16 protein-coding genes are annotated in these 17642 nt (G+C 54.8%); 9 read left to right on the top strand and 7 right to left on the bottom strand.

Features of this window, described 5'->3' with window-relative positions; genetic code table 11:
- Positions 1-150: 150 nt before the first annotated feature.
- Together pcaG and pcaH are read right to left on the bottom strand one after the other, a co-directional pair.
- A complete protein-coding gene (gene pcaG / locus KGA69_RS17165) occupies positions 151-771 on the bottom strand; it encodes a protocatechuate 3,4-dioxygenase subunit alpha (protein ID WP_047048808.1) in 621 nt (206 codons plus the stop codon).
- The gene (gene pcaH, locus KGA69_RS17170) at positions 768-1508 is read right to left on the bottom strand and encodes a protocatechuate 3,4-dioxygenase subunit beta (RefSeq protein ID WP_045393949.1); all 741 of its coding nucleotides are present in this window, start codon (positions 1506-1508) and stop codon (positions 768-770) included. The genes pcaG and pcaH overlap by 4 nt, the downstream gene beginning before the upstream one ends.
- 236 nt (positions 1509-1744) lie before the next feature.
- Between pcaH and KGA69_RS17175 the strand changes: the two genes are divergently transcribed.
- The gene (locus KGA69_RS17175) at positions 1745-3088 is read left to right on the top strand and encodes a 2-oxoadipate dioxygenase/decarboxylase HglS (protein WP_045393952.1); all 1344 of its coding nucleotides are present in this window, start codon (positions 1745-1747) and stop codon (positions 3086-3088) included.
- 42 nt (positions 3089-3130) lie between these two features.
- Complete coding sequence (locus KGA69_RS17180) at positions 3131-4639, top strand: carboxylesterase/lipase family protein (RefSeq protein ID WP_045393954.1); 1509 nt, start codon at positions 3131-3133, stop codon at positions 4637-4639.
- Here KGA69_RS17180 and KGA69_RS17185 read toward each other — a convergent pair.
- Positions 4578-5474, bottom strand: a complete 897-nt coding sequence (locus KGA69_RS17185) for a LysR family transcriptional regulator (RefSeq protein ID WP_049061249.1) — start codon at positions 5472-5474, stop codon at positions 4578-4580. The two genes, KGA69_RS17180 and KGA69_RS17185, sit on opposite strands and share 62 nt — an antisense overlap.
- A gap of 172 nt (positions 5475-5646) precedes the next feature.
- Between KGA69_RS17185 and ycaC the strand changes: the two genes are divergently transcribed.
- Positions 5647-6270, top strand: a complete 624-nt coding sequence (ycaC, locus tag KGA69_RS17190; RefSeq protein WP_015366381.1) for an isochorismate family cysteine hydrolase YcaC — start codon at positions 5647-5649, stop codon at positions 6268-6270.
- A 50-nt stretch (positions 6271-6320) separates the two neighbouring features.
- Here ycaC and KGA69_RS17195 read toward each other — a convergent pair whose 3' ends face one another.
- Positions 6321-7667, bottom strand: coding sequence for an L-cystine transporter (locus tag KGA69_RS17195; RefSeq protein ID WP_045393963.1), 1347 nt, complete (start codon positions 7665-7667; stop codon positions 6321-6323).
- 287 nt (positions 7668-7954) lie between these two features.
- Between KGA69_RS17195 and KGA69_RS17200 the strand changes: the two genes are divergently transcribed.
- Together KGA69_RS17200 and KGA69_RS17205 are read left to right on the top strand one after the other, a co-directional pair.
- Entirely contained in the window at positions 7955-9124 is a 1170-nt protein-coding gene (locus tag KGA69_RS17200) for a pyridoxal phosphate-dependent aminotransferase (protein WP_045393965.1), read from the top strand.
- A gap of 11 nt (positions 9125-9135) precedes the next feature.
- Entirely contained in the window at positions 9136-9909 is a 774-nt protein-coding gene (locus KGA69_RS17205; RefSeq protein ID WP_015366384.1) for an ABC transporter substrate-binding protein, read from the top strand.
- A 41-nt stretch (positions 9910-9950) separates the two neighbouring features.
- Here KGA69_RS17205 and KGA69_RS17210 read toward each other — a convergent pair whose 3' ends face one another.
- On the bottom strand, positions 9951-11039 hold the full coding sequence (locus tag KGA69_RS17210) for an NAD(P)-dependent alcohol dehydrogenase (protein ID WP_045393968.1): 1089 nt from the start codon (positions 11037-11039) through the stop codon (positions 9951-9953).
- A gap of 322 nt (positions 11040-11361) precedes the next feature.
- On the opposite strand from KGA69_RS17210, the gene KGA69_RS17215 reads away from it, so the two are divergent.
- A complete protein-coding gene (locus KGA69_RS17215) occupies positions 11362-13017 on the top strand; it encodes a glucan biosynthesis protein D (protein ID WP_045393970.1) in 1656 nt (551 codons plus the stop codon).
- Positions 13018-13085: 68 nt separating this feature from the next.
- Positions 13086-13646 (top strand): 50S ribosomal protein L7/L12-serine acetyltransferase, encoded by a 561-nt coding sequence (gene rimL / locus KGA69_RS17220; protein ID WP_045393973.1) that lies wholly within the window; start codon positions 13086-13088, stop codon positions 13644-13646.
- A 4-nt stretch (positions 13647-13650) separates the two neighbouring features.
- Here rimL and ydcK read toward each other — a convergent pair whose 3' ends face one another.
- Positions 13651-14631, bottom strand: coding sequence for a YdcK family protein (ydcK, locus tag KGA69_RS17225; RefSeq protein WP_213292508.1), 981 nt, complete (start codon positions 14629-14631; stop codon positions 13651-13653).
- Positions 14632-14742: 111 nt separating this feature from the next.
- Here ydcK and tehA point away from each other — a divergent pair, with 111 nt between their 5' ends.
- Both tehA and tehB read left to right on the top strand, forming a co-directional pair.
- Positions 14743-15741 carry a dicarboxylate transporter/tellurite-resistance protein TehA gene (gene tehA, locus KGA69_RS17230; RefSeq protein WP_213292509.1) on the top strand — a complete coding sequence of 333 codons (999 nt, stop codon included), beginning with the start codon at positions 14743-14745 and terminating at the stop codon, positions 15739-15741.
- Positions 15742-15743: 2 nt separating this feature from the next.
- Positions 15744-16340 carry a tellurite resistance methyltransferase TehB gene (gene tehB, locus KGA69_RS17235; protein ID WP_213292510.1) on the top strand — a complete coding sequence of 199 codons (597 nt, stop codon included), beginning with the start codon at positions 15744-15746 and terminating at the stop codon, positions 16338-16340.
- Here tehB and pepT read toward each other — a convergent pair.
- Positions 16337-17566, bottom strand: a complete 1230-nt coding sequence (pepT, locus tag KGA69_RS17240) for a peptidase T (protein ID WP_049059751.1) — start codon at positions 17564-17566, stop codon at positions 16337-16339. The genes tehB and pepT overlap by 4 nt on opposite strands.
- Positions 17567-17642 lie beyond the last annotated feature (76 nt).

Genomic DNA, 17642 nt, shown 5'->3' on the forward strand with positions numbered 1-17642 from the left:
GTAGCAAGCGAAGTTGTTTAATTTTGATAACTAGTTAGCAAAATATTATTAACATTTGATCTTATTGTCTTACAAGTCATTTCTACCAGAGGCGATAAAAAGCCCCGCACTCGGCGGGGCAGGGTAAAGGGAGTAATTTGGGGGGGGAAATTAAATATCGAAGAACACGGTCTCTTTATCGCCCTGTAAATAAATATCAAAGCGGTACACGACTTCATCTCCACGCACTTCACGTTGCGCGATAAGCGTCTGGCGGCGAACTTCCCATTCAATCAGATTCAGTACCGGATCCTGTTCATTTGCCGCCTGTTCATCAGCGAAATACATCCGCGTATTCAGGCCAATGTTGATACCCCGCGCCACTACCCACAGATTGAGGTGCGGCGCCATAATGCGTCCGTCACGGCCGACGACCGCGCCGGGTTTGATGGTTTGAAAACGCCAGACGCCGGATGCAAAGTCAGAACAAGTACGGCCCCAGCCGCGGAAGTTCGGGTCCAGAGCCTTGTTCTGCTGGCGGTCGTCGGGATGGTTATAACGCCCGTCGGCGTTAGCCTGCCAGAGTTCCAGCAGCACGTCGCGTACCGGGGTTCCGGAACCATCGAAAACCCGCCCTTCAATCGTAATGCGTTGGCCTTTGGTTTCCGCGCTCACTAAGTTGGGGCCAAAGTTTTTCTCAAAAATATGAAATCCTGCAGCGTCCGGCGCCAGACCAATATGCACATAGGGCCCGGCAGTCTGCGAGGCGGTTTCAGCTAAATAGTCTTTCATTGGGCGACCCCCTGGGTACGATTTTCGAACAGCGTGGCGCGGTGGCCGCGCAGCACAAGGTCAAAACGATAGGCCAGACTGTCGAGCGGCACGGCGGCGTGGGTATCCAGCTCGGCAATCAGGGTACGCACGGCATCATCGTTATTGATGGTTCTGACAATCGGACACTGTTTGATAAGCGGATCGCCTTCAAAGTACATTTGGGTAATCAGCCGTTGCGCCCAGGCATCCCCTGAGAGCGAAAAGTGAATATGCGCCGGTCGCCAGTCGCTAACCTGATTACGCCACGGGTAGGGGCCGGGTTTGATCGTGCGAAAGCAGTAATAACCATTTTCATCGGTCAGAACCCGTCCGCAGCCGCCGAAGTTGGGGTCAATCGGCGCCAGATACTGGTCTTTCTTATGACGGTAACGGCCGCCGGCATTGGCCTGCCATACTTCGACCAGCGTATTTTTCATTGGCCGGCCAAAGCCGTCGCGCACGTAGCCGTGGACGATAATTCGTTCGCCAATCGGCAGGCCGTCTTTGGCGTAGTTGAGAATGAGATCGTTATCCAGCGGGCCAAGGTCGTCGCTGCTGAACACCGGGCCGGTAATCTCAGAAAGTGAATTTTGCAGGGAGATGAGCGCATTGCGCGGCGAGCGTAGCACGCTGGTTTTGTATCCCGGCGCCAGCGCCGGCGGATGGCTATTGTAATCGCGATGTACGACCTCGCGCGGTGACCATTTATTATTCATAGGGTACTCCATCAAACGGAAGAGAGGCATGTTGTTGTAATTTCGCCAGAAACAGTCTCTGTAAATGTTTTGTTGATTTAAAGTGAAATTAAATCTAATTTTTCATAACCCACGGTTATGATTTGTACAGGCGAAACGCGGTAGCAGGTTATCCGCATCACAGTTTGTAAATTCTTCCCGCCACTCTTAACGCGCTTTCCTACACTCCAGGAAGTATTCACTGGAGGTAAGACATCATGGCGAACACCATCACGGCTGATGAGATTCGGGAAAACTTTTCACAGGCTATGTCGGCAATGTACCAGCAGGAAGTTCCGCAGTATGGAACCCTCCTGGAGTTGGTGGCGGATGTGAATCTGGCGGTCCTGGAACACAACCCGAAATTACATGAACAATTGGCTAATGCCGACGAACTGGCACGGCTGAACGTTGAGCGCCACGGCGCGATCCGCGTGGGAACGGCGGAAGAACTGGCGACCCTGCGTCGCATGTTTGCCATTATGGGGATGTATCCCGTTAGCTATTACGATCTGTCGCAGGCTGGGGTACCCGTGCATTCTACCGCCTTTCGCCCGGTCGATGACGCGGCGCTGGCGCGTAACCCGTTTCGTATTTTCACCTCGTTGCTGCGCCTTGAACTGATCGGCAACGAGGCGCTGCGTCAGCGAGCGGCGGATATTCTCGCCCGTCGCGATATCTTTACGCCGCGCTGCCGTGAGCTGATTGCGTTACACGAAGATAGGGGGGAATTCACGGCTGCAGAAGCGCGCGAATTCGTCAACGAAGCGTTGGAGACTTTCCGTTGGCACCGTCATGCCACCGTCGACGAGCAAACCTATCACGCGCTGCATAATGAGCACCGGTTGATTGCCGATGTGGTCTGTTTCCCCGGTTGCCACATTAACCATCTGACGCCGCGCACTCTCGATATCGATCGGGTTCAGGCGTTGATGCCGCAGTGCGGTATCGAACCGAAAGCGCTCATTGAGGGACCGCCGCGCCGCGAGGTGCCGATTTTACTGCGGCAAACCAGTTTTAAAGCGCTGGAAGAGCCGGTGATGTTCGCCGGCGAACATAAAGGTACGCACAGCGCGCGCTTTGGCGAAATTGAACAACGCGGCGTCGCGTTGACGCCGAAAGGACGAGCGCTGTATGACCGCTTACTGAATGAGGCCGGGGTCGGTAAAGACAATCTTAACCACCAGCGCCATTTGCAGGAGGTCTTTAGCCAGTTTCCTGACAGCGAATTTTTGCTGCGTCAGCAGGGGCTGGCGTGGTTCCGCTATCGCCTGACGCCTGCGGGGGAAGCGCATCGCCATGCTTTTGGCCCCGGCGACGATCCGCAACCGCTGATCGAGCGCGGTTGGGTAGTCGCGCAGCCGATTGTTTATGAAGATTTTTTACCGGTGAGCGCCGCGGGGATTTTCCAATCAAATCTTGGCAACGAAACGCAGGCCCGCAGCCACGGTAACGCCAGCCGTGACGCTTTTGAAGCGGCGTTAGGCTGTGAGGTCCTCGATGAGTTCGAACTATATCAACAGGCGGAGGAACGGAGTAAACGCCGTTGCGGTCTGCTCTAAAATCGGTACTCTGCATGGCATAACTTGCAAAAGGACGTTGTTATGCAGAATTCATCTATGCCGCTAGTAAAAACGCGGCAGGGCACGCTATCCGGCACTAATGAACAGGGGATCCATATCTGGCGCGGTATTCCCTACGCGCAGCCGCCGGTAGGCGAGCTGCGTTGGCGTTCGCCGCAGCCTCCAGAGCGCTGGCAGGGCGTGCGTCAGGCCGATACCTTTGCCGCCGCCAGCTGGCAGGATATCGAATATTGTCGTGAACTGGGCGGCGGCGATCCTGGCCGTTTTTCCGAAGACTGTCTGTATCTCAACGTGTGGGCGCCCGCTGCCCGCTCGCAGCCGCTCCCGGTGATGGTCTGGCTGCACGGCGGCGGCTACACCATCGGCGCCGGCAGCCTGCCTCCCTACGACGGTAGCGCGTTGGCCAGCCGCGAGGTGGTGGTGGTCACCGTCAATTATCGTCTTGGGCATCTCGGCTTTTTCGCTCATCCGGCCCTGGAAGGCGAAGAGGGCGAGCGGTTGTATAATTTTGCGCTGCTCGATCAGATAGCCGCGCTGCGCTGGGTGCAGGATAATATCCACGCCTTCGGCGGCGACGCCGCCAATATCACCTTGTTCGGCGAATCCGCGGGGGCGCGCAGCGTCCTGTCGTTAATGGCGTCGCCGAAAGCGAAAGGATTGTTCCATAAAGCCATCGTGCAAAGCGGTTATACCTTACCGGATTTACCACGGGAAAAGGCGCTGGCGAAGGGAAAGCTGCTGGCGGAACATTTTTCTCTTGCCGATGCCAGCGCGGAACAGCTGCGGGCAATCCCCGCCGATGCCTTTTGGGCGCTGACGGCGCCGCTGAATATCGGCCCGGCGCCGATTGTCGGCGATGCGGTGCTGCCGGAGCCTATGCTCGACACGTTCTTTAAGGGCCGTCAGCATGCGATGCCGGTGATGATTGGCTCCAATAGCGATGAGGCCAGCGTGATGGCGGTATTTGGCGTCGATATTGCCGGCCAAATTCAAAAACTGCGTCGCGAACGCCGTTTTGGCCTTGGGCTTATCAAACTGCTGTATCCTGGCGTCAAAGGGGATGAAGCGTTAGGCAGAGAAGTGTGCCGCGATATGGCGTTCACCACCCTGGGTTACGTGGTGATGCAGGCGCAGCAGCGTGTTGGGCAACCGTGCTGGCGCTACTGGTTTGATTATGTTGCGCAAGCGGAACATGAAACTTATCTCCACGGCGCGTGGCATGGCAACGAAGTGGTTTACGTTTTCGACAATCTGACCCGCGCCGAACCGGTGTGTCAGTACGCCAGTGAGGCGGACCGAGCCTTCGCCGCGCAGGTCGCCGACTACTGGGCCAATTTTGCCAGGCTGGCAGGCAATCAGTGTAGTGAGTTAACCGGCCCGGTGCGCTGGCCCGCCTGTTTGCGCGGGCGAGATCGGTTGCTGCGTATCGGTCTTAACAAGCGGGCGGGTTTTAAAGTCGAGAACCGCTTTATGCGCGCGCGGCTGGCGCTGTTTCGCCGGGTGATGAAGCATCATGTGACGCTGGATTAACCAGCGCGGCGCGAAAGCGCGCCAGGCCGTCGGCTTTGCTTTGCGAGCGGCGAACGACCAACCGGTAGCTGGCGCCGGTTTTGACGCTGAGCGAGAAGGGGCGGCATAGTCGCCCGGTACGAAGATCCTCGGCGATTAGCGTCTCGTCCGCCATGGCGACGCCGAGCCCCTGCATCGCGGCGGTGATGGCGAGGTCCATGGTGTCGAAATATTGGTTTTTATGCATTTTTAACGTTGGTTCATGCGGATAGTGCGCCAGCCACAGCAGCCAGTCGGTTTTATCCCGCGTCGGGTGTAAAAATGTGATGGCGGAGAGCTGCGGATCGCACGGCGTATCGGGACTGGCCACCGGCGTGAGGGCTTCTTCAAACAGCAGATCCCCGGCGCTCTGATGGGTGCCAAAGATAATCGCCGCATCGTAGGGTTCAGTCTTAAAGTTAACGTTATGCTCGGTGGTGGTGGTCAACGCCACCTGCAGTTCCGGATAACGTCGTTCTATCTCCAGCAGTTTCGGCACCAGCCAGCGGATCGCGCAGGTAGGCGCTTTCAGGCGCACGACAGTTTGCTGCTGGCGCGCCTGCTCGGCTACCGTTAACAGGCGGCCAAATGCCGACTGCAGCTCCGGATAAAGCGCGCTGCCCTGCGGAGATAGCCGCAGCCCGCGGGCGTGGCGTACAAATAGCGGGAAGCCAAACCAGCTCTCCAGCGCGGCAATCTGCCGGCTGACCGCCCCCTGCGTCAGGCACAGCTCCTGCGCGGCATGGGTTAAGTTGAGATGCCTCGCGGTTATCAGAAACGTTTCTACGGTATGAAAAGGCAGGGCGCTACGCGACATGTTGGCTCCAGCTATGCATTTTGATCATAGGCAGTATGCCACGCATCGTTGCGAAATTGGGACGATGCGTTCCGTTTTTGCCATCTAATCGTCATCCTGTGCTTACACTATTATTAGTCTCGTTGATACAACGTCTCTCACCGATTAGTTGATGTGTATAAAAGGAGCCATCATGTCTAAACCTTACGTTCGTCTGGATAAAAATGATGCGGCAGTATTACTGGTTGACCACCAGACCGGGCTGCTGTCACTGGTTCGTGATATCGAGCCGGATAAATTCAAGAACAATGTCCTGGCCCTCAGCGATCTGGCTAAATACTTTAAACTACCGACTATTCTGACCACCAGTTTTGAGAATGGCCCTAATGGTCCGCTGGTGCCGGAACTGAAAGAACAGTTCCCTGACGCCCCTTATATCGCTCGTCCCGGCAATATTAACGCCTGGGATAACGAAGATTTCGTTAACGCGGTAAAAGCCACCGGTAAGAAACAGCTGATTATTGCCGGTGTCGTCACTGAAGTCTGCGTGGCCTTCCCGGCGCTGTCGGCGATTGAAGAGGGATTCGACGTCTTTGTGGTGACCGATGCGTCCGGTACTTTTAACCCGATCACCCGTGATGCGGCGTGGGATCGTATGTCGCAGGCGGGCGTGCAGTTAATGTCGTGGTTTGGCGTGGCCTGTGAGCTGCACCGCGACTGGCGCAATGATATCGAAGGATTGGGAACCCTGTTCTCCAACCACATTCCGGACTACCGTAACCTGATGACCAGCTTTAACCTGCTGAGCAAGAAATAAGCAGCTGGCGGCCAGTTTTCAGGCCTGGCCGCCGCTTCAATCAGACGGGATTATTCACTCATCGAGGCGACAGGGCGCGACTTTGCACGTTGATTTTTCAATAGCCGCGTCGCCAGTACGCCCGACATCATCGACCCATTCACATTCAGCGCGGTACGCGCCATATCGACAATTGGCTCAATGGCGATAAAAATGCCGACCAGCGCCACCGGGAAGTTGAGCGTAGACAGGACAATCAACGCCGCAAATGTCCCGCCGCCACCGACGCCTGCGACGCCAATTGAGCCCAGAGCGATAGCCGGAAGTAAGCTTGCTAAAAACGAGAACGACAGTGGGTCGATACCCAGCGTTGGCGCGATCATGGCCACCATGATGGCCGGATAGATCCCGGCGCAGCCGTTTTGCCCCATACTGGAACCAAAGGAGGCGGCAATGTTGGCGATGGTATTCGGCACGCCGAATTTTTCCTGTGCGGTAATCGCTAATGGAATCGAAGCCGCGCTGCTGCGGGAAACAAAGGCGAAGGTAAGCACCGGCCACACCGTTTTAAAGTAGCGCAGAGGATTTTGACCGCTAATAGTCAGCAGAATCGCATGCACGATAAACATCATGGCGACTGCCAGATAACAGGCGGCGATAAAGCCTAGCAGGCTGGTGAATTGCGCTAGCTGATAGGTTGAAAAGACTTTTGCCATCAGTGCGAGGACACCGTATGGCGTCAGCGCTATGACGATACGCACCATCTTCATCACCCAAATTTGAATCGCGTTAATCCCGCTACTTAATTTTTGACCTTCCTCCGGCGCCTCTTTTTTCACCTTTAATAACGCCACGCCGGCCAGCAAGGTAAAGATGACGATGCCGATAACCGATACGCTGCGCGCGCCGGTCAGGTCGAGAAAAATATTTGTCGGGATCAGCGAAGTGACCAGTTGGGGTAGCGAAACGGCTGCGGTTTTGCTGACGTCTTCGGCGGTCAGCGTCGATTGCATATGGCTGAATGCGCTGGCGTCGAGACCGATCAGGTTAGCGGTAAACAGGCCGACCCAACCCGCAATCATTACCAGGCACAGCATGCAGGCAACAATGGTTAGGGACATTCGGCCAATACCGGCGCTATTTTCGAGTTTGTTAATCGCTGACAAAATTGAAATAAAAATCAGCGGTACGGCGACAAGTTTCAGCAAATTAACATAGCCGTTGCCGACGATACTGTACCAGTCAATGACCGTTTTACGTTGTTCGTTGGCAATGAAATGGAGTGATAATCCGAGAAGGGCGCCGAGAAAGATTGCGATAAAAACGCTTTTTGATAACGAGTTGCTTTTTTGGTCGAGTTTAAAAAGTCCCCATGATGCGATTAAAAATAACGCGATATACGCTGACGTAATAAACATATGATTTGCCTCTTGCCCCATTCAGCACCTGAAATGCCGGAAAGAGATATATTCTAAATTTCTCTAAGGCGGTCAGTAGCCTTAGAACCGCTGGGGATTATAAAGAATTGAATCGCATAAGGCATACTAAAATTGTGGTTTATAGCCTGAGTGTTAGCCCTGTCATGTTTTAAAGGCGTCCTGAGAGCCATGATCGGAATGCATAGCTCTTATGATAACAATTCGCTTGTCGCCTGAAGGCGCTTTGGTTTGAATGGATATGCAAATAAAACGAGAAAGGATTAATCATGGCTCTTAGTGCTTCGGTCACCACTCGCTCGAAATTGCCGGATGTCGGCACCACGATTTTTACCGTTATCGGCCAGCTTTCAGCGCAGCATAATGCGATTAATCTCTCTCAGGGCGCGCCTAATTTTGCCTGCGACCCACAGCTGGTGGCCGGCGTGACGCAGGCAATGAACGCCGGACATAACCAATACGCGCCAATGACCGGTCTGCGGGCTTTAAAAGAGCGTATCGCTGACAAAATCGCTACGTTATATGGCACGCAATATGATGTCGATAACGAAGTGTTGGTTACCGCCAGCGCCAGCCAGGGGATCTATTCCGCCATTGCCGGGCTGGTGCATGCTGGCGACGAGGTGATTTACTTTGAGCCTTCGTTTGATAGCTATGCCCCGATAGTGCGTCTGCAAGGCGCGACGCCGGTGGCGATTAAGCTCACCGTGCCGGATTTTGCGATTAACTGGGACGAGGTGCGTGCCGCGATTACCCCGCGGACGCGGATGATCATCATTAATACGCCGCATAATCCAAGCGGCCAGGTATTATCCGCCAACGACCTTAATCAACTGGCGATGCTGATCCGCAATACCGATATCGTGGTTTTGTCCGACGAAGTCTACGAGCACGTAGTCTTCGACGGCGAAAAGCATCACGGCATGGCGACCCATCCGCAGCTGGCGGAACGCAGCGTGATTATCTCTTCCTTCGGTAAGACTTACCACGTGACCGGCTGGCGCGTTGGCTACTGCGTGGCGCCGGCGGCGCTGATGGATGAGATCTGCAAGGTACATCAGTTTCTGATGTTTTCTGCCGATACGCCGATGCAGTACGCTTTCGCAGAGCATATGCAGAATCCGGCTTCATGGCTGTCGCTGGCCGCTTTTTATCAGCAAAAGCGTGATTTGCTCCAGCAACTGCTGCAAGACTCGCCGTTCCGTTTATTGCCGAGCGCCGGCTCTTTCTTCATGCTGGCGGACTATCGCCATTTCAGCGATGAGCATGACAGTGAGATGGTTAAGCGGCTGATTACCGAATACGGCGTCGCCACGATTCCGCTATCGGCATTTTATACCGATGGCACTGATAACAAACTGATTCGGCTCTCTTTTGCCAAAGATGAAGCCACATTGCGGGCCGGCGCCCAGGCGCTGTGCCGCGTTAAGCCGCGTTAAGGAGCCTGATGATGAAAATAAAAGCCCTAACTCTTGCTTTGGGAATGCTGTGTACCGTTTCAAGCTTTGCCGCCAGCGAGTTACGCTACGGCGTGGAGGCGGAATATCCGCCGTTCGAAAGCCGCAATCCGGCAGGGGAGTTGCAGGGTTTTGATATTGACCTCGGCAACGCGATTTGTCAGGCCGCGCAGTTGAAGTGCAGTTGGGTCGAAACTTCCTTTGATGCCCTCATTCCGGGGCTGGTAGCGAAGAAATTCGACGCGATTAATTCGGCGATGAACATTACCGAACAGCGGCGCAAGAGTATTGATTTCACCCAGCCGATCTACCGTATTCCTTCACAACTGGTGGGCAAGGCCGACAGCGGTATGCAGGCGACGCCGGAAGGGCTGAAGGGCAAAACCATCGGCGTGCTACAGGGCTCGATTCAGGAGACCTTTGCCAAGGAGCACTGGGAAAAACACGGCGTCACGGTGGTTTCCTACAAAGACCAGAACATGGCGTGGGCCGATCTGCTTAACGGCCGTATCGACGCCTCGCTGGTGATGTCTGCCGCCGGCCAGGCCGGATTCCTCAGTAAGCCGCAGGGTAAGGGATTCGGCTTTATCGGTAAGCCGGTGGCTGATGATACGATTCTGGGTAGTGGTATTGGCTACGGCTTGCGCAAGGGCGATGAGGCAACTAAAAAACAGCTCGACGCGGCAATTGATAAAGTGCGCGCCGACGGCACTATCACCCGTCTGGCGGCAAAGTACTTCCCCGGTATCGACGTTAGTGTGAAATAATTTTTATTTGCGGCTCTTTGCTGCGCAAAGAGCCGCCCGCATTACATCAGTACCACCGGTTTGATGACTTTACCGGAAGCTGAATCTGCGAAAGCCTGATTAATCTCTTCGAGCGGATAGAACTCGATAAGCTTATCAATGGGGAATTTCCCTTGTTTATAAAACTGTACCAGCTGCGGAATAAACAGCTGCGGTACAGCGTCGCCTTCAATGACTCCAATCAATGATTTACCTTCCGCCATCAGATCGTTTTGCACATTAAAGGTGATATCGCCGGTAAAGCCGACGACCGCCACCGTGCCTAACGGCTTAATCGCGTGGATCGCCTGCAGGACGATGGCGGCGACGCCGGTCGTTTCGATGGCGTAGTGCGCCCCTTTGCCGGTCAGTTGGCGAATGACCGCAACGCTATCTTCCTGTTTGCCATCGATCACGTGGGTTGCGCCGAGTTCACGTGCCAGCTCAAGGCGATTGGCATGAATATCGACGGCGATGATTTGGCTACAGCCGGTAAGCTTTGCGGCCATAATGGCGCTTAAACCAACCGCGCCGCAGCCGAATACCACCAGCGACTCCCCGGCAACCGGTTTAAGTCGATTCAACACCGTCCCGCTGCCGGTTTGAATTCCGCAACCCAGCGGACCAAGAAGCGAAAGTTCGACTTCACGGTCGACAACAATAGCATTCGTCGCTTTGGTGACCACATACTGACTAAACGAAGATTGGCCAAAGAAAACGGATAATTCTTGATCATCAAGACGATATGGGGTGGAGCCATCGTCTAAGCGTCCACCAAAGTTTAAGTCATTGAAACTTTCGCACGCGGAAGGATGGTTGGTGAGGCAGTTTTCGCAGCGATGGCAGGCGGCGTAGCTCAGTACTACATGATCGCCAATTTCGACCCCACGAACGGCATCACCGACGTTAACCACGATACCTGCGCCTTCGTGGCCCAGAATGGCCGGCATCGGCAGGATCCCGGCGTTATCGCGGATCACCGCGTCGGTATGACAGACGCCGGTAGCGACAATTTTTACCATCACTTCGTCTTTTTTAGGGGCGCTAACCTGAATATTTTTAATGCTGAATGGCTGTTGATAACCCAACGTCACGGCGGCTTTTACTTTCATTAGATACTCCTGACATTTTTCCCTGGAGAATAGAGATTACACCTGGTGTGATGAAAATTTATCCTGTTCGTGCTGAAAATAAACAAAACGCGGGTAAAAATGGGTAGGTATCGCATCAGTGTGTGTTCGCCAAAACAGGTCAGCGATAGCGATCGTATGGCGGTTATTCAGTCTGTTCCGGTGGACATCTTTTTTTTCATGCTTTTCGCCTGCCAACAATTGGATTATCAATCATTTTTGTCTAGAGTGAGCGGAATTCACGACGCAGATGTTTGCAACGTTGCGTATCCGTCGAACTCTTAAAAAGGACGCTTTTCCAGGCATGAACCGCAGACGTTTTCTTAAATCATCCATGGCTGTTGCCGCCGTATGCGGAACGTCAGGAGTCGCCTCGTTATTCACTAAAGCGGCTTTCGCCGCGGATTCCGCTATCGCCGATGGTCAGACGCGCCGCTTTGATTTTTCCGTGCTGCAGGCGATGGCTCATGACTTAGCCCGCCAGCCGTGGGGCGGAGCGCCGCGCGACCTGCCGCCGACGCTGGCGAATCTGACCCCTCAGGCCTATAACAGCATCCAGTATGATGCGGCGCATTCGCTGTGGAATAACGTTGAAGAGCGCAAGCTGGATATCCAGTTTTTCCATGTTGGTATGGGTTTCCGCCGCCGGGTGCGTATGTTCTCGCTGGACTCCCAGTCTCAGCAGGCGCGGGAGATACACTTCCGTCCGGAGCTGTTCCAGTACAACGACGCCGGCGTTGATACCAAACAGCTGGAAGGGCAGACCGATCTCGGTTTCGCCGGTTTTCGCGTGTTTAAGGCGCCTGAACTGGCGCGCCGCGATATCGTCGCTTTCCTGGGCGCCAGCTACTTCCGCGCGGTCGACAGCACTTATCAGTACGGCCTGTCGGCGCGCGGTCTTGCCGTCGACACCTTTACCGATACGCCGGAAGAGTTCCCTGATTTCACGTCATTCTGGTTTGAAACCGTCAAACCTGGCGCGACGGTGTTCACCGTCTACGCGCTGCTCGATAGTCCGAGCGTCACCGGTGCCTATAAGTTCACCGTGAATTGCCAGGAAACGCAGGTGATCATGGATGTCGAAAATCATCTCTATGCGCGCAAGGACATTAAGCAGTTGGGTATTGCGCCAATGACCAGCATGTTCAGCTGCGGTAATAATGAGCGCCGGATGTGCGATACCATCCACCCGCAAATCCACGATTCTGACCGCCTGTCGATGTGGCGCGGCAACGGCGAGTGGATTTGCCGTCCGCTGAATAATCCGCAAAAACTGCAGTTCAACGCGTTCCAGGATAAAAACCCGAAAGGTTTTGGCCTGCTGCAGCTGGATCGCGATTTCAGTCATTATCAGGACGTGATGGGCTGGTATAACAAGCGCCCGAGCCTGTGGGTGGAGCCACGTAATCAGTGGGGTAAAGGCGCCGTTAGCCTGATGGAAATCCCGACCACCGGTGAAACGTTGGATAATATCGTCTGCTTCTGGCAGCCGGAAAAACCGGTAAAAGCGGGTGATGAACTGGACTTTAGCTACCGCTTGTACTGGAGCGCGCAGCCGCCGGTGCGCTCGCCGCTGGCGCGAGTGCTGGCGACACGCACCGGAATGGGCGGATTCCCGGAAGGATGGGCGCCGGGTGAACACTATCCGGACAAATGGGCGCGTCGTTTCGCCATCGACTTTGTCGGCGGCGACCTGAAAGCTGCGGCGCCGAAAGGTATTGAGCCGGTGATTACGCTCTCCAGCGGCGAGGCTAAGCAGGTAGAGATCCTCTACGTCGAGCCGTTTGACGGCTATCGTATTCTCTTTGACTGGTATCCGACTTCAGATTCCACCGATCCGGTGGAGATGCGCATGTTCCTGCGCTGTCGCGGCGACGCTATCAGCGAAACCTGGCTGTATCAGTACTTCCCGCCAGCGGCGGATCGGCGTAACTACGTTGATGACCGGATTATGAAATAACCCAGGCCGTCGCTACCCGCCCGCGGTGCGCTACTGCGGGCGTTGTTGTTTATCAGTGAGATATTGTCATGACTGGCGAAAACAGCCCCACCATCGAAACTATCCCGGTTAACGAACAGCTGGAGCTGCGTGCGGTTGACGAACGTTACGTCAGTGAGCTACATCAACTGGTGCTCAAAAACCGTAATTGGCTGCAGCATACGTTAAGCTGGCCTGCGGAGGTGCTGAGTGAAGATGAAACCCGGCGCCACGTGCAGGGAAACGTGATGCTTCACCAGCGCGGTTATGCAAAAATGTTCCTGCTGTTTTTACAGGGGCAGATGATCGGCGTTCTGTCATTTAACCAGATTGAACCATTGAATAAGACGGCCTATATCGGTTACTGGATCGATCAAAGCCATCAGGGGCAGGGACTGTTGTCGCAGGCGTTACAGGCGTTTATCCATCATTATGCGCAAACGGGCGTCGTGCGCCGTTTCGTGATTAAATGCCGGGTCGCCAACCAGCGCAGTAATCAGGTGGCGCTGCGTAATGGTTTCGAACTGGAAGGTTGTCTGAAGCAGGCCGAGTTTTTAAATGGCGCGTATGACGATCAGAATATCTACGCGCGGATTATCGACCCGCAATAATCGGCTATAGCGAACCCAGCAGCGGTGTGCGGGTGATATGCTCGTCGCCGCTGACGATTTTGCGCCCGCGAAGATGAATTCTGTCACCCTCCAGCGCTTCGATACAGGCGTTACCGCAGATTTCTACCTGATGTTCGATAATCACATCGCCTCGAATCGTCGCGTGCCCTTCGATAAGGACCTCGTCATCCAGCAGAATGGGGCCGCCGAGAAGATGGGCGTGCCCGCCGACCATCACACGATGTTTTAACAAGCAGTTGCCTTCGACCACGGCGTTTTCGCCCACCTGGGAACTGTAGCGCAGGGTTGGGATCTGATCCTCGCCGCGCCCGGCGACCAGCCGCGCGCAATCGTAGACCCGGGCGTTGTCACATATCCATACGTCGTTATCTTCATTACCTTCAATACGCGCGTTATCGAACACTTCGGCACGGTGTTCAACAAAAGCGTGCTCAACCACGGCATCGCCGTAAATTTGCGCCTGGTGAACAATCCGTGAGGCGCTAACCGTAGCGCGCTGATAAATTTGCAGCACTTTATCGGTATCAGAGGTGAGTCCCTGAGCGGCAATCACCAGACAGTGGGGGAGAACACGCGCCTGGTCGGCGATTCGACAGACGCCGCGAATTTGTGAATGCTTTATTGTGACGTTGTCACTTATTCTGGCGCCGTGACTTGCCTGAACGTTATCAAGCCAGGCGTTATCGCTAATTGTCGCCCCGTGGCTTATTACACAGGTGCCGGTCAGGCGGGCGTTGTCGTCAACGCGCGCGCCAGCGAAGACAACGCTGTTGGCATCATAAATCCAGCAGTCGCCGCCCTGGCTTAACGCGGCTTCATCATCGAGCCAGCCGCCTTCGCTACCCGCCTTAACGTCTGAGAAATCAATCAGCGCCACGATTTGCCGCAGAGTTACGCTATGTTTAATCCCGTCTTCTTCAAACTGATACAGGCGGACGTGGTCGCTCAGACGATATTTCTTCATCAGTATTTCTCTTTACCGTTGGTTAACACAAACATAGCAAAAATCTCCGTAGCGCGTTTTATAAGGTTCCTTTAAAATGCAACTTAAAATTAAATTGAAAGTTTAATTAAAATGAATAAAAACGCAGCGAGCGGCCAGGTGCTGAATCTACCGGCTGGCTATTTTGGTATGGTGCTGGGAATTATCGGCATGGGGTTTGCCTGGCGCTATGCCAGCACTCTCTGGCCGGTGAGCATGCTTATTGGCGATGCGCTGGTGGTGCTGGCGACGGGGATCTGGGCGCTATTAATGTTAGCGTTTATTGCACGGGCGATTCGTTTCCCGTGCAGCGTGCTGCAGGAGATGCGTCATCCGGTGGCCAGCAGTTTTGTCAGTTTGCTCCCGGCGACAACGCTGTTGGTGGCAATCGGCTTTGTCCCCTGGTACCGACCGTTATCGCTGGCGTTATTTGCTGCGGGCGTTACGCTGCAGCTTTGCTATGCGGCCTGGCAGAGCGCGGGGCTGTGGCGGGGTAAACATCCGCAAGAGGCAACGACGCCCGGTTTATATCTGCCGACCGTCGCCAACAATTTTATCAGCGCCATGGCCTGCGGTGCGCTGGGGTTTAATGATGCCGGACTGGCGTTTCTCGGCGCTGGCGTCTTTTCCTGGCTCAGCCTGGAGCCGGTTATCCTGCAGCGGCTGCGCAGCAACGGCGAGCTACCGGCGGCTTTGCGGACTTCGCTGGGCATCCAACTGGCGCCGGCGCTGGTGGCCTGTAGCGGGTGGCTCAGCGTCAACGGCGGTGAAGCCGATACGTTTGCCAAAATGCTGTTTGGTTACGGTCTGCTGCAATTGTTGTTTATGCTGCGCCTGATGCCGTGGTATCTGCAGCAGCCGTTTAATGCTTCATTCTGGAGCTTCTCGTTCGGGATTTCCGCACTGGCGACCACCGGCCTGCATTTGGGGCACGGTGAGCAGCACGGTTTTTTCCATACGCTGGCGATCCCCTTATTTATTTTTAGCAACCTGATTATCGGCCTGCTGCTGCTGCGTACCTTTCTGCTGCTGGTGCGAGGTAAACTGTTCATTCGCGTAGACCGTGCCACTTTATTGCCAAACAAGGATTAATCATGACGACTCGTGACGAAAACTACTTTACTGAAAAATATGGCCTGACGCGCACCCACTCAGAAGTAGTGTATGCCGCCTCGCTGATGCAGCCGGGACAGACGCTCGACCTTGGTTGCGGCAATGGACGAAACAGCCTGTATCTGGCAGCGAAAGGTTACAACGTCACGGCGTGGGATAAAAATCCCATGAGTATCGATAATCTGGAGAACATTCGTCAGGCTGAAGGGCTGGAGAACCTGCAGACGGCGATTAAGAACCTGAATACGCTGAGCTTTGATGGCGAGTATGATTTTATTCTTTCTACCGTGGTGATGATGTTCCTGGAAGCCAAAACCATCCCTGGTCTTATCGCCAACATGCAGCGCTGCACTAAGTCTGGCGGCTATAACCTGATTGTTGCCGCCATGGATACCGAAGATTACCCCTGTACCGTGGGCTTCTCGTTCGCCTTCAAACCTGAAGAACTGCGTGACTATTATGCTGGCTGGCAGTTCCTCAAGTACAACGAAGACGTCGGCGAACTGCACCGCACCGACGCCAGCGGCAACCGCATCAAGCTACGCTTCGCCACGATGCTGGCGCGTAAACCGGCTTAATCCGCCGCCAGCAGGCACAGCTGCAGGGCGGTTAGATAGGAGGCCTCAAAGGCGCGCAGCGGCAAAAATTCGAATTTCGAATGGAAATTATGCGCGCCGGTGAAGAAGTTCGGCGTCAGCAGACCCTTTGCCGATAGCGCTGCGCCGTCGGTACCGCCGCGCATCGGCGTGGGTTTTGGCGTTATACCGAGGCTTTCCATCGCGGTGAACATCAGGTCAATAGCCCGGCGGTCTTCTCCAATGGCGTTGCTGATATTGCTGTAAGTATCGCTTATCGTGAATTCAACTCTGGCAGTGGGGTACTGGGCGGCGATTTTCTCCGCCACTTCGCCAATCTGTTGTTTGCGGCGGTTAAAGCTGTCCAGATCGAAATCGCGAATGTTGGCCTGCAACCGTGTGCTGTTCTGGTCGCCATGAATACCGTTAAACCACACGTAGCCTTCGCGCCCGGCGGTATGTTCCGGCGTCTGCTGGCGGTCGAAATGGCTCATAAAGTCGGTTGCCATTAACACCGGGTTAACTAATACGCCTTTGGCGGACATCGGGTGCGCCGTGACGCCGGTAAACCGTATCTCCGCAGAGGCGGCGTTGAAGTTTTCATAAACGAGCTCGCCCAGTTCGCAGCAGTCGATGGTCCAGGCAAAATCGACGGCGAAACGCGAGAGATCCAGCGCTTTTGCCCCGCGAAGACCCACTTCTTCGTCCGGGACGAACGCCACGACGATACCGCCATGCTTATGTTCGGCGGTCAGGTTTTCCAGCAGCGTCATGACAACGGTCACCGCCGCTTTGTTATCGGCGCCCAGTACGCTGGTGCCGTCGCTGAAAATAATCTCTTCATCACGATAGGCCAGGATTTCCGGATGCTCGTCAACCCGCAGCCAGATTTGCTGTTCCGAATTAAGACAGAGATCTTCACCAGTAAATCGCAGAATTTGCGGATGAATATCCGGCGACAGCCCGACATCAACGGTATCAATGTGCGTGATAAAGCCGATCCGCGGCGCCCCGGGGACGGTGCCTTTTTTTACCGCCGTGACGGTCGCATGCTCGTCGACAACGATATCGTCAAGGCCAAACTGACGTAGCTCGTCGGCTAACGCCTGCGCCATCTGATGTTGTCCGGGCGTCGTGGGTAACGTGGTTGCTCGTGGATCGCTTTGGCTGGTGATAGCCAGATAGCGAAAGAAGCGCTGGGTTAATTGTCTGGTTAAGGGCGAGGCCATAGTGTTTCCTTCTATATACCCGTCATACTTCAAGTTGCATGTGCGTTGGCAATAACTCGGCCCATCCCTGGGCCTC

Origin of the sequence: Klebsiella sp. A52 (assembly GCF_018388785.1) — a bacterium.
GTDB classification, from domain to species: Bacteria; Pseudomonadota; Gammaproteobacteria; order Enterobacterales; family Enterobacteriaceae; genus Klebsiella; species Klebsiella aerogenes.